Below are 12,682 nucleotides of genomic sequence, written 5' to 3' on the forward strand. Positions count from 1 at the left end.
TAACGCTTAGATTTACTTCTCAATCGTTTGACGCCAAACGTTAATCTCTTTATTAAGATCGGTAAGATCAGGAACCGGGATTTGCTCATCGGAAAGGTTATATTTGGCTTTTAAGGCTAAGATCCGATAGACGCTTTCATCAATCCGTGTTTCTTGAATCTTACCGTTTTTTACGTTTTGCAGGAGGGAGTCCATGACCCGTTTTTCATTATCATAGCCGTGAGCGACAAGGAGAATATCACTACCTGCATTCACAGTATCTACTGCTGCTGTAGTCAGATCGTAGTTCTTCATAATGGCTCCCATGGTTAGATCGTCTGTAATTACGATTCCTTGGTAGCCCATTTCATCTCGAAGCTGTTCACCAATAATGGTACGCGATAAGGATGCGGGTTTGTCTGGATCTAATTTTGGAAACAAAATATGAGCGACCATTACGGCGTCCGTCCCCTCTTTAATGGCTGCTTGGAAGGGGAGCCATTCTAAGTCGGCTAGCTGACCGGCTGTTTTGTTCACAATCGGCAGATCCAGATGGGAGTCGACAGAAGTATCTCCGTGTCCTGGGAAATGCTTGACAACAGGAACGACGCCTTCGCTCTCAATTCCCTTCATTTCGGCAATCCCTAGTTGAATGACTTGGCCAGCAGCATTGCCGAACGACCGGTCTCCGATGACTGGATTGTCTGGATTGCTATTGATATCGAGAACTGGAGCAAAGTTCATATTAAATCCGGCTGAACGTACTTCTCTTGCGAGCAGCTTTCCCATTTTCTCGGCAGCAGCAGCGTCATTACTTGCACCCACTGTTCCGTTAGAAGGGAATGTAGCATATTCTTTAGGCATCCTGCTGACTTTTCCACCCTCCTGATCAACACTCATGAATAGTGGGGCAGGGTTGCCAGTGTTACTCTTTTTCATAGAATTGATAAGACTGATCATCCCTTTCAGGCTTTTAATATTGTCCTTATAGAGGATGATTCCACCTATTTTGTCTTCGGTAATCATCTTTTTAGCTTGCTCATCAAGGACAGTTCCATCAATTCCAACTAGGAGCATTTGTCCGATTTTTTCTTCCAAAGTCATCTCAGCAACCTGAAGAGCAATTGGATCGCTGACTGCTGAGGGGGTGGGAGCCAAGCTGGTGGTTGGTGCAGGTGTGGATTGGGAGGTTGGTGAATCGGTAGCTTCGGACTGTGAATTACTGCTGCTATTAGAACAGCCAGCAATGAGGAACAGTGACACCATAGCTGCAATAATGAAGAGTGTACCGGAAATCTTAGGCTTTAGGCTGTGACGGGTGAATCTAATCATCTGAATAGTCGTCCTTTCGTTAGCTAAATTAGATATTGGGAGAGGAATCCTTGCTGACTTAGAAGCACGGTGATAAGATAAACTTAAATATTTACATATTAAATTTGAATAATGAGGTGACGGTCCAATGAAAGATGGATTAGTACAAGCACTTAATGAACAGATGAATTTCGAGTTTTATTCCGCTCATGTTTATCTAGCGATGGCTGCTTATTGTTCCGGCGAAAGTCTGGATGGATTTGCAAACTTTTTTCTAATTCAAGCCGAAGAAGAACGGTTCCATGCCATGAAGATTTATAAATTCCTTAACGACCGGGATAACCGTGCTACGCTAGAAGCACTGCCAGAGCCGAAGAACGAATATAACTCGATGTTAGATGCTTTTGAACATGCCTTCGCGCATGAACAGCAGAACACTAAACGGTTCTATCATTTGGCTGACCTTGCTCTGGATGAGCGTGAACATGCGACGATTTATTTCTTGAAATGGTTTATAGACGAGCAAGTAGAAGAAGAAGCACTCTTTAGCAACATCATCAGTAAACTGAAACGAATTGAAAAAGATAGCAACGCTTTCTACATGCTGGATGCCGAGTTTGCTGCACGTACTTTTACAGCTCCGGCTGAATAATTTATTGAAGCCCAAAAGCCTGAGAAATCAGGCTTTTTTATTTTATAGATGTAGGAAGTTTAATCGCGAGCAGCTTATTATCCGTCCGAATCATCAGCATCCCTCCAGTTTTAAGGGAAGGGGCAAAGTTACGAGAGCCTGTGTTCACAGTGAAAATAGGCTTTAGAGTTAACATGTCATAAGCGTGAAATAGGCCATCAGATTGTCCACTATAAACCACGTTTCCAAACAGATCCGTCTGTACCACTGGATTCTCTCCAATATTGAGGTCGACAAGCTGGCCGGTTCCTAGCTTAAGTGCGGATAAAGTACCTTTATCTTGATTTTGAAATAACATTCTTTGTTGATAAACTTGGTTCAATGGAGAGTCTTTTTCTTTAACCATCGAGGCCCAGGTTTGCACCGGTTTACCCTCTGCAGAATAATTCCAGAAATCATATTTCACAAACTTACTGCCCTGAAAGATGTAAAAGTCCTTTCCATCCAAAAACGCGTTTCCATTCATCCCATTATAACTGTACACACCATCTTTATTCTCGGTATCTGTCCATTTATATAAACGTTCTCCTTTTAATTCACCTGTCTTTATGTTGAACACGGATACTTTGACTTTTCGATTTACCGGGTCATCATCCATCATAAATGTATTCGTGATAGAGTAGAGGAGCCCATCCTTCACTGCTAACGGCATCCACTGCCGGGTCTGGTCCCATAGTTTTTTTCCTGTCAGACTGTCATAAGCGGCGAGTCCAGCAGTTGTTAAGGCCCCTTGAGACAGATAGCTGCGAATAACGACCCCATCTGATTCCATGACCTCTGATAAGCCTGTAAAGTTATTGCCTTTCTCTACAGCCTTCCATTTGATCTTTCCGGTTACGGCGTCAACTGCTGCTAATTGTTCCTCTTGAGTAACATAAATAGTAGATCCTAAACGCTGTATATTTGTAGCTTTGGGGAGTGTTATGGAAGCCGACCATGCTTTTTTACCTGCCTCATTAACGGCATATAGGGAGCCGCTTTGGGTTAGACCGTAGATAAATCCATTGCTGTACGTGAATAGCGGCGCTAATCCACTTCCGAACTCCCATATTTTTTTGCCTGTTGCCGCATTCATTGCGGTTAATTTTTCATTGCGCTGCAACGCAAAGATCTTTCCGTTTTCCGCGAGTGCTGTAATGTCCTGTCCGGTGATTCTATCTTTTTTTAAAATGGCGAGTTGTGCTGACCAAACAGGTTTTAGGATCGGGGCTGTGACTTCACTGTAATAAGTGTTACTTAGGCTTACAATTGCTTTTTCTGCAGAAATGACTGACATTGATCTACTGTTTGTTATTGGAATTAAAATACTTCCTATAGCTAAACATGTAACAATTTTCTTCGGCAAAGACTGAATCATCACTCCACGCTCCTTTGAATTAGTCATTACTATAATTAGACAATAAAAATAGCAAAAAGTTACTATTCCAGAAGAATGGAAGCAAAGTTGAACGGGGGCAAACTATGTTGCGTCCTGCAAAACAGTTACGACCTTGCAACTCTATTTGACAGAGGGAACTATTGCGCCCCGTAGCAACACTGTTTCTCTAGACCCACCCGATTCTCAAAGTGTAGTATAGAACAATACTATTCTTTGGGGGTTCTTTTTTTGGAAACTTATAACGACATTAAACAAGGCGAAAAAGGAGCTTGGCTAAGCATCGTTGCTTATATCTTTTTATCAGCTATCAAGCTGTTCATAGGTACGGTCTCAGGATCTCAAGCGTTGCTTGCAGATGGATTGAATAACAGTACAGATATTATTGCTTCTATCGCGGTACTAATTGGCCTGAAGATTTCCAGAAGACCGCCGGATTCGAACCACAGCTACGGGCATTTTAGAGCGGAGACCGTGGCTTCATTAATTGCTTCATTCATTATGATTGCGGTAGGGCTTCAAGTTTTGTACCAAGCTGTGAACAAATTTATTCAACCAGCACTGGAAAGTCCTGATCTCATAGCGGCGTGGACGGCAGTGGGCTGTGCTGTAGTTATGATGGCTGTCTATATGTATAATATTAGGCTGGCCCGTGCCATTAACAGTAACGCAATGCGGGCAGTAGCACTGGATAATCGATCAGATGCTATAGTTAGCGTGGGCGCTTTTATCGGAATTGTGGCTTCCTCCTTGGGCGTTCCTTGGCTTGACCCGCTTACAGCCATCATTGTCGGACTAATCATCTGTAAGACGGCATGGGATATCTTTAGCAAAGCTACGCATGATCTGACGGACGGATTTGATGCGGAAGAGCTTGAACATATGAAAGAAACTGTGGCAGAAATTGATGGTGTACAATCCATAAAAGATATCAAAGCCCGTATCCATGGGAATAACGTATTAGTAGACACAACTGTGCTAGTGGATTCTCAGCTAAGTGTAGTGCAGAGTCATGATATTACGGAAGAAATTGAAGAACAGTTAAAAGACCGGCACCAAGTTTCCAATGTACTTGTACATATCGAACCCGTGATGAAGTAGAGATTTATCAGTAGGTGCCATATGTACAGCTAATGGTTGAATATAAGCACCTGTGATGTTGTTAATAGTTCTTTTGTGGAGAAAGGTGGAAAATAAAATTAAAATGTAATTTTCAAGAAACGGAATGGTGATTTCATGATCGCTTGGAAAGATTCATATGATATCGGTGTAGAAAAAATTGACTGCCAGCACAGACAGTTGTTAGCGAAATTGAACGAATTCTTTGAAGCATGCAGTAATCAGCAAGGGAAAGAAAAGATTGAGGAAACACTGAAATTCTTAAAAGAATACACGATTGAACATTTCAGTAATGAAGAGCAGCTGATGGAGGAGATCAACTTCCCTGAACTAGCTGAACATCGTCAGACGCATGCTGATTTCGTGAAGGCAGTTCTCGAATTGGAAGAAACGGTCAAAACAAAGGGAGTATCCGTACTCTCAACCATCAAGCTTAATCGAACGTTAACAGACTGGCTGATAAATCACATCAATAAATGCGATAAGCTGATTGGTCAATGTATGGCCACACGTGATAAAGCGATATAAGATAAACCTCCAAAGAAGATGCCGATGGGCATTTTCTTTTTTTAGTTCCGATGTTTTCCGAACACCGCATTGCAGTTTATACTGGGTTAACGGTTTGTGTTATGATTTGAGATAAGAAGTAGAGAAGTAGTTAGGTAAAGGGGAGAGAAACGATGAAAACATTACGAATGTTAGCTTCAGGATTTGCTATGCTGCTCATTCTGGGTCTTGTTAATTTCTACATTGGCTATCACGGCTGGTTACTTATTCATGAATGGTTTTCAGGTGTTTCGTCAGCAGTATTCTGGACATTATTTATGCTGATCGCTTTTGCGTATGTCATTGGAATGATCCCATGGCCAAAATCGGTTAAACCGATCGCCAGATTCTTTAAAGTGATTGGATCGTATTATTTAGCGTGTATGGAATTTGCAATCATTATGTTACCTTTGGCAGACCTATTATATGTGATACTGGGATGGTCAGGAATCAATCGTACCTATTACATTGCAGAAGCGGGCGGGACAATTCTGATATTACTGGCAGTCTTTCTGGTCTGGGGTTCAATCAACGCCTGGAGTACCGTGATCCGCACACATTCCATACCTATTGATAAATCTATTGGCACCAGCACGCCATTAACGATCGCGGTTGCTTCAGACCTGCACTTAGGGAATATCGTGGGCAATCGTCATCTCAAAAAAATGGTGGCACAAATGAACGCGATGCAACCCGATGTGATTTTGCTGGCTGGAGATGTCTTGGATGACAGCATTGAACCTTTTATCCGCAATAGTATGAGTGAACAGATTAAACAGTTAAAAGCTCGTTATGGTGTCTACGCAGTACTGGGCAATCACGAATATTATGGTGGATCAATTAAGGAATATACCGATTTGATGAGTAGTATTGGGATCAAGGTCCTGCAAGATGAGGTTGAAGAAGTCGCAGGAACGTATATTGTAGGCCGAAAAGACAAGACAGCCGAGACGATGGAAGCTGGTGGCAGACAAAGTGTAAGCACCTTGCTCGAAGGACTTGATCTTACACGTCCTGTGATTATGATGGATCATCAGCCTACAGGCTTCGACGTAGCCGCTCAAGCTGGGGTAGACGTTCTACTCTCGGGTCATACACACCGAGGACAGATTGCTCCTAATCACTGGATCACTAAACGTTTGTTCGAGCTGGACTGGGGATATCTTCGTAAGGACAATTTGCATGTAGTCGTGTCGTCAGGTTATGGAACATGGGGCCCCCCAATTCGTTTAGCAAGCCGGTCGGAGATCATTAAGCTGGAGGTTATGCTGGAGGGTTCTAAAAAATACAGTGAAGAGCCTGTTTCCACAAAAACGGTGTTAATCTAAAATGAGTTTATTTAGAGGCTGTTTCATCAGCAGATTTATCTGCTAGGTGAGGCAGCTTCTTTTTTTTGACAACTCATGGGGAGTGTAGTATGTTTAAAATTAGTTAAGGACTTAACTATATTGGAGCTGAATTATAGAATATGGATCATTTACAACAGTTTGTGCTGAATCAGCCATTGCATACCAAAGCATTTTTTACATTAGTTGAAGCTACTGCAAATTTAGTTTCTGTTTCTGAGAAATATTGGCAGTCGAAAGGATTGAACGGAGCAAGAATTCGTATCTTGGTGGAGATCTCTAAACAGGGAGGTGCGATTCTGCCTTCTACATTGGCTCACATTATTGGAGTTACCAAAGCTAATATAAGCATGCTGTTAACACCATTGGAGCGAGATGGATTAATAACCCGTTCGAATGATACCAAGGATGGCAGAAAAAGCGTCATTTCGATTACGACTGAAGGCCAGCAATTACTTCTGGAGCATCTTCCAGAGAATCGTCAGGCTGTCGCAGAGAGAATGAAGAATCTGAATGATCAGGAGCTTCATCAACTTATCTTTTTATTACAAAAACTGAGTACATTCGAATAACAGAAAGGGTGTTATGTATGTCGATTATGGTTACAGGAGCCACAGGTCAATTAGGCAGCTTAATTATGGAGAAGCTTGAGAAGTACGTTCCGGCTAGTCAAGTTATTGCTTGTGTTCGTCAGCCAGAGAAAGCTGTTAATTATTTAGAAAAAGGGTTCGAAGTCCGTTTTGCCGATTATGACCAGTTAGATACGCTGATTGAAGCTTTTACTGGGGTCACAACGTTACTTTTAATCTCCAGCTCTCATACCGATGATAAGATCAGATTACATCAGCATGCTCAGGTCATTCATGCAGCAAAAAAGGCCAATGTGAAGCATCTGCTTTATACTGGATTTGCCTTTCCACCCAAAGGTCCGATTCCTTCTTATCATGTTCATTTACTAACTGAGCAGATGATTCTTGAATCAGGGATAGATTATACGTTTCTGCGTAACGCTTTGTATATAGATTTTGTGGGTGTGCTTGGGTTGAAGGAAGCCATGGAAAGCGGCGAGCTACCCACTTATCCAGGGAACTGGCAGTTTAATTCAGTCACTCGTGAGGACCTCGCTTTAGCTACGGCAAAGGTTCTTACAACGAATGGACATATGAACCAAGTCTACGAACTAGCTGCACCAAACGTTTGGGACTTCAACGAATTAGTTGATGTATTATCAGAGTTATCAGGGAAAAAAATTACGTTTCGCCAGGATTCAAGTATTCAGCATTGGATTTATTCGTTTTTAGCGAAGATAGATACTGCTTCTACATCAAAAGATCTGGAGAGACTGATGGAGCGGCCGGTTACCACACTAAGAGAGAGTATCAAGCCTTTTGTTTGATCTGACTTTAGTTGTTCTATCGTTATAAAGTTGTTACTATGAGTTCATCCATTATTCAGGGAGTGTAAATGATGAAGAAGATTTTAGTAGCAGATGACGATGTGAATATTCGAACATTATTAAAACATGTACTAACAAGGGAAGGATATCAGGTGATGGAGGCCAGTGATGGCCGAGATGCGATACATAAATTGCAGGACAGTATTGCGGATTTAGCGGTCGTAGATGTAATGATGCCACATGTAGATGGGTTAGAGCTATGTCAGCATATTAGAGAAACGTATGATATTCCGATCATTTTATTGACAGCACGTCAGCAGCTGAGTGATAAAGAGCAAGGTTATTTGCGGGGGACGGATGATTATCTAACGAAACCTTTTGAGCCTGAAGAGTTGCTATTTCGGATCAAAGCGTTATTTCGCCGCTATTCCATTGCTTCAGATGATCGGATTCGATTAAATTCTCTAGTTATTGACCGCAAAAATTATGAAATAACCGATGGTGATGAGGTTCTGCTGCTACCGGTAAAAGAGTTTGAGCTTCTGGCTCAATTGGCACAATATCCAGGCAGGTTATATACACGTAGTGAGTTAATTGAACTGGTATGGGGCATGGATTATGAAGGGGATGAGCGAACAGTCGATGTACATATCAAACGATTGCGTCAGCGCTTCGTAGATTATCAGGAAGATTTTGTGATCCGAACCGTTCGAGGCATTGGCTATAAATTGGAGATGGTTAACGTATGAGATCCTTGTATGTCCGGATGTGTATTGTCTTCTGTTCAGTAATTGTGGTGAGTAGCCTTCTTGGATTTTTGGTGTCTAATATTTATTATCAAGCCCAGATTAAATCTCAGAACGATGCCAAACTTACCGGAATGGCTATCGAGGTTCAACAATTCGCAGAATCACATCCGGAGACAATGGAGGATTATTTGCGGAGTATAGCCAAGCTGGGTTATAAAATCTATTTAACAGATGCTGAAGGGGAATCAAGATTCTACGGTAAGCCCTTTAGAAAAGAAGATTTGGATGAGCAGCAACTAGAGAAGGTTCTGAATGGGCAAATTTATCATGGGGTTGCGGATTTCCCGGACAGTGCATTTATTACCGGATTTTTTGATAATCAACTGCGTAATTCAATTGGTGTTCCTGTAAAAGTAAACAATGAGACGTATGCTTTGTTTATGCGTCCGGATGCTGAAGTACAATTCGGTGAGCTGCGCGTCTTTTTTGCTGTGATCATTGGGTTCACCGTGTTGTTTAGCTTAGGCTTTGTAATGATTAGCGTACTGCATGTAGTTAGACCTATTACACGTTTGACGACGGCCACTAAACGGATCTCAAAAGGCAGATACGATATCAAATTGAATACGTGGCGGCGTGATGAGATTGGTCAGTTAGCTTCCCATTTTATGATTATGAGCCGGGAGCTGGAACGAACAAATCGGGCACGTCAGGAATTTGTCGCTAATGTATCACATGAAATTGAGTCGCCATTAACATCAATTCAGGGATTTGCCCAAGCGTTACAAGATTCAACCTTACCTGAGGATGAACGGTTACAGTATCTCAATATCATTGACCAAGAAAGCCATCGTCTTTCATTGCTAAGCAAACAGCTGCTTACCTTGTCTTCGCTTGATTATGATCCTAATTCCATACAGAAAAAGTCGACAGACTTACGTGCACAACTAAGACAGGTCGTACAAATCATGGAATGGAGATTAACAGAGAAACAACTGGCCGTGCGTTTGAATCTTGCAGACATCAGCGTTCTAGGTGATCCAAATCTATTGTTCCAGGTATGGATGAACCTGCTCTCTAACGCCATAAAATACACACCTGCTGAGGGTTCCATTATGATTTCCGCGAAGCTTATGGAACAGAACTGTATTGTTTCTGTGTCTGATACGGGTGAAGGCATTTCAGCCGAGGAGTTGCCGTTAATCTTTGATCGTTTCTATAAAGTAGATCGAGCACGAACGCATGAAACCCATAGCAGCGGACTTGGACTTGCGATTTCTCAAAAAATAGTAGAAGCGCATAACGGAACCATTGAAGTAACCAGTACTTTGGGTGAAGGGACTACCTTTACAGTTACACTTCCGCTTTTGTAATTCATTATTCATACTCCGTTCATTTTCATCTTCTAAACTGTGACTATACAGATTAGAAGGAGTGGTAATATGTTTTTAGCCTTAAGGGAAATGCGACATTCTAAAGCCAGATACCTATTAATTATGGTTATCATGTTATTGGTTTCCTTTCTTGTACTTTTCGTCACGGGACTAGCCAGAGGATTAGCTTATGCAAATATCTCTGCAGTAGAGAACATGCCGGCGAATTATTTTGTAGTGCAAGGTGATGCGGATCAGACCTTTAGACGTTCTCAGTTAACAGATACGGAGCTCCAGAATGTACGTGCAGTAGTTGGAGACAATAATGCATCTTCACTTGCAATGCAGATGAGCACTGTCACTGCTAACGAGGCAGACGTAAAAGCAGATATTACTTTTTTTGCAGTAGATATGAATGGGTTATTAGCTCCTAAAGTAGTTGAAGGTGACAAGATTACGAATGAGACAAACGGTAAAGTCCTTGTTGATCGTGACCTGGAACAGTCAGGAATCAAACTTGGCAGTATCATTCGTGATCAGGCAACCGGGATGGAATTTACTGTCGCAGGTTTTGTTGAGGATAGCTCTTACAGCCATACCCCAGTAGTTTATATCAACAATCAGGATTGGCAAGCTATGAAGCAGGGGGTTAACCAAGGAGAAGAAACCTCTTCGTCGGTACCGTTTAATGTGATTGCCCTTAATGCGAATGCTGATCAAGTAAATAAGATTTCAACGAATGTAAAAGATGTAGAGGTCATTACGCAAAAAGTAGCTATTTCCAATATTCCGGGCTACTCGGCAGAGCAGGGTTCACTGCTAATGATGATTGTTTTCCTGTTTGTGATCGCAGCGTTTGTTCTGGCAGTATTCTTCTATGTCATTACGATTCAGAAAACTAGTCAGTTTGGTATTCTGAAGGCGATGGGTACCAAAATGTCTTACTTGGCTTGGAGTGTGGTAGGGCAGGTTATGATTTTAGCTATTTCAAGTCTTTGCATTAGCTTACTGCTTACCTTTGGGATGAATAAGGTTCTGCCTGATTCGATGCCATTCCAACTGGAGCCTTCCACCATTCTTTTAACCAGCTGTTTATTCGTTGGGATGTCTCTTTTAGGATCACTAATTTCTGTCGCTAAAGTGGCAAAAGTAGATGCATTAGAAGCTATTGGGAGGGCTGGAGCATGAGTGCAAAACTAATCATGAAGCAAGTAACCAAAAACTACGGTGATGGCGATACAACGGTGTCTGTGCTGAACAATTTGAATCTGATCGTTAATGAAGGGGAATTCGTTGCTGTCCTTGGACCTTCGGGAACAGGGAAAAGTACATTCCTTTCAGCGGCTGGTGCACTTCTAACACCTACTAGTGGTGAAATTTTTATAGATGGGGAATCACTTACAGATAAAAGTAAAAGTGAGCTGACGGAGCTCCGTTTAGAGAAGATAGGTTTTATGTTCCAAAGCGCTCAGTTGTTGCCTTATTTGAAGGTGGAGGAGCAACTCCTTTTTGTAGCCAAGCAGGCGAAAATGAGTGCTAAGGAAGCGAAGGAACGGGCTGCTGATTTGATGAAGCGGCTGGATATCTGGAAACGGCGTAATCATTATCCGGAACAGCTCTCCGGTGGGGAGAAGCAGCGTGTAGCTATCGCTAGAGCGTGGATGAATAAACCAGCGATTCTCTTTGCAGACGAGCCGACAGCCAGTCTGGACTTCAAACGCGGAAGAGAAGTTGTACGCATGATCGCTGATGAGGTGAAGAGTGAAGGTAAAGCAGCGGTAATGGTCACTCATGATGAACGGATGCTCGAATGGTGTGACCGGGTTCTGCATCTGGAAGACGGGCATTTGGTTGAACATCAAGTATAATTTCATAGTGTGGAAGAAAAAAAGCTACTTGTCTTTTCTAAAGACAAGTAGCTTTTTTATAAAGACATCGGTAGCTAAGGAAGAAGAACATTCTTGATGTCGGATGATTGAGAATTGCCTTTCCAGATGATGTTGCCTGATTGGCAGCTCTTTGATCTCACCGCTTTCTAGTTCCTTCCGTACAATCCATCTGGAGAGCATGGCGATTCCGAGGCCAGAGGCTACAGCTTCTTTAACACCTTGAGAGCTGTTGAAGACATAGGATCTTTTAACAGAAATATCTTCCTCCTGTAGGAAATGATCACTGAAAGCTCGTGTACCTGAGCCGTGTTCGCGAAGCACCCAAACCTGATCCTGCAACATGCTCTGCTCCACAGAAATCGCTTTTGACAGAGGGTGGGTAGCAGGAGCGACCATAATCATCTCGTCTTTCATATAAGGAGTGACATTCAGATCATTCTCATGGACCTCACCTTCAATAAACCCTATGTCCAGTTCGTTGGATTTAACGCCTCCAATAATCTCCTCAGTATTGCCTATCGTCACTTGCAGCTTGACCTGCGGATATTGATTGGCAAAATCAGCAAGTCTTGCCGGCAAAATATATTCACCTATAGTAAAACTAGCGCCGATATGTATACTCCCAGTGACTTCGTCCTGAAGCATATGGATTTCCTGACTTGCTTCATCGAAATGAGCCAATATTTGTTTGGCGTGTTTATAAAGAATACTGCCGGCTTCTGTTAATCTAACCTGTTTAGAAGAACGATGCAGGAGTTTAGCACCGAGCTCATTCTCAAGATTCCGGATATGCAGACTGACACCGGGTTGAGATAAATTCAGCGCTTCTCCTGCTTTGGAAAAATGACTCAGTTCAGCTACAGTAACGAATACGCGTAATGGATCTACAATCATTGTAATCCCTCATT

The 12,682-nt window shown here is 42.3% G+C and carries 13 protein-coding genes; 10 read left to right on the forward strand and 3 right to left on the reverse strand.

The window, feature by feature from the left end:
* Positions 1–12 precede the first annotated feature (12 nt).
* Entirely contained in the window at positions 13–1,311 is a 1,299-nt protein-coding gene (nagZ, locus tag NSQ55_RS13885) for a beta-N-acetylhexosaminidase (RefSeq protein ID WP_076301986.1), read from the reverse strand.
* 127 nt (positions 1,312–1,438) lie between these two features.
* Here nagZ and NSQ55_RS13890 point away from each other — a divergent pair, with 127 nt between their 5' ends.
* On the forward strand, positions 1,439–1,942 hold the full coding sequence (locus tag NSQ55_RS13890; protein WP_076129328.1) for a ferritin: 504 nt from the start codon (positions 1,439–1,441) through the stop codon (positions 1,940–1,942).
* Positions 1,943–1,979: 37 nt separating this feature from the next.
* Here the strand turns inward: NSQ55_RS13890 and NSQ55_RS13895 are convergent, their stop codons facing one another.
* Complete coding sequence (locus tag NSQ55_RS13895; protein WP_339174020.1) at positions 1,980–3,338, reverse strand: PQQ-binding-like beta-propeller repeat protein; 1,359 nt, start codon at positions 3,336–3,338, stop codon at positions 1,980–1,982.
* A 249-nt stretch (positions 3,339–3,587) separates the two neighbouring features.
* Between NSQ55_RS13895 and NSQ55_RS13900 the strand changes: the two genes are divergently transcribed.
* The 9 genes from NSQ55_RS13900 to NSQ55_RS13940 all read left to right on the forward strand — a co-directional run bounded on the left by NSQ55_RS13900 (position 3,588) and on the right by NSQ55_RS13940 (position 11,753).
* Positions 3,588–4,457 (forward strand): cation diffusion facilitator family transporter, encoded by an 870-nt coding sequence (locus NSQ55_RS13900; RefSeq protein ID WP_076129330.1) that lies wholly within the window; start codon positions 3,588–3,590, stop codon positions 4,455–4,457.
* A gap of 135 nt (positions 4,458–4,592) precedes the next feature.
* Positions 4,593–5,003: a bacteriohemerythrin gene (locus NSQ55_RS13905; RefSeq protein ID WP_051491008.1), complete on the forward strand. Its 411-nt coding sequence runs from the start codon at positions 4,593–4,595 to the stop codon at positions 5,001–5,003.
* Between the two features lie 152 nt (positions 5,004–5,155).
* Positions 5,156–6,349, forward strand: coding sequence for a metallophosphoesterase (locus NSQ55_RS13910; protein WP_076129331.1), 1,194 nt, complete (start codon positions 5,156–5,158; stop codon positions 6,347–6,349).
* Between the two features lie 140 nt (positions 6,350–6,489).
* A complete protein-coding gene (locus NSQ55_RS13915; RefSeq protein ID WP_076129332.1) occupies positions 6,490–6,939 on the forward strand; it encodes a MarR family transcriptional regulator in 450 nt (149 codons plus the stop codon).
* Between the two features lie 17 nt (positions 6,940–6,956).
* Positions 6,957–7,763 carry an NmrA family NAD(P)-binding protein gene (locus tag NSQ55_RS13920; protein WP_076129333.1) on the forward strand — a complete coding sequence of 269 codons (807 nt, stop codon included), beginning with the start codon at positions 6,957–6,959 and terminating at the stop codon, positions 7,761–7,763.
* A 71-nt stretch (positions 7,764–7,834) separates the two neighbouring features.
* Positions 7,835–8,512 (forward strand): response regulator transcription factor, encoded by a 678-nt coding sequence (locus tag NSQ55_RS13925; protein WP_076129334.1) that lies wholly within the window; start codon positions 7,835–7,837, stop codon positions 8,510–8,512.
* A complete protein-coding gene (locus NSQ55_RS13930; RefSeq protein ID WP_076185929.1) occupies positions 8,509–9,885 on the forward strand; it encodes a HAMP domain-containing sensor histidine kinase in 1,377 nt (458 codons plus the stop codon). Before NSQ55_RS13925 ends, NSQ55_RS13930 begins: the two co-directional genes overlap by 4 nt.
* Positions 9,886–9,954: 69 nt before the next feature.
* Complete coding sequence (locus NSQ55_RS13935) at positions 9,955–11,073, forward strand: ABC transporter permease (protein WP_076185926.1); 1,119 nt, start codon at positions 9,955–9,957, stop codon at positions 11,071–11,073.
* Positions 11,070–11,753, forward strand: a complete 684-nt coding sequence (locus tag NSQ55_RS13940; RefSeq protein ID WP_076129337.1) for an ABC transporter ATP-binding protein — start codon at positions 11,070–11,072, stop codon at positions 11,751–11,753. Before NSQ55_RS13935 ends, NSQ55_RS13940 begins: the two co-directional genes overlap by 4 nt.
* A 24-nt stretch (positions 11,754–11,777) precedes the next feature.
* Here the strand turns inward: NSQ55_RS13940 and NSQ55_RS13945 are convergent, their stop codons facing one another.
* The gene (locus tag NSQ55_RS13945) at positions 11,778–12,668 is read right to left on the reverse strand and encodes a LysR family transcriptional regulator (RefSeq protein ID WP_036678189.1); all 891 of its coding nucleotides are present in this window, start codon (positions 12,666–12,668) and stop codon (positions 11,778–11,780) included.
* Positions 12,669–12,682: the final 14 nt, after the last annotated feature.

The sequence above is a fragment of the Paenibacillus sp. FSL H7-0943 genome, from assembly GCF_037963265.1.
GTDB classification, from domain to species: domain Bacteria; phylum Bacillota; class Bacilli; order Paenibacillales; family Paenibacillaceae; genus Paenibacillus_AQ; species Paenibacillus_AQ odorifer.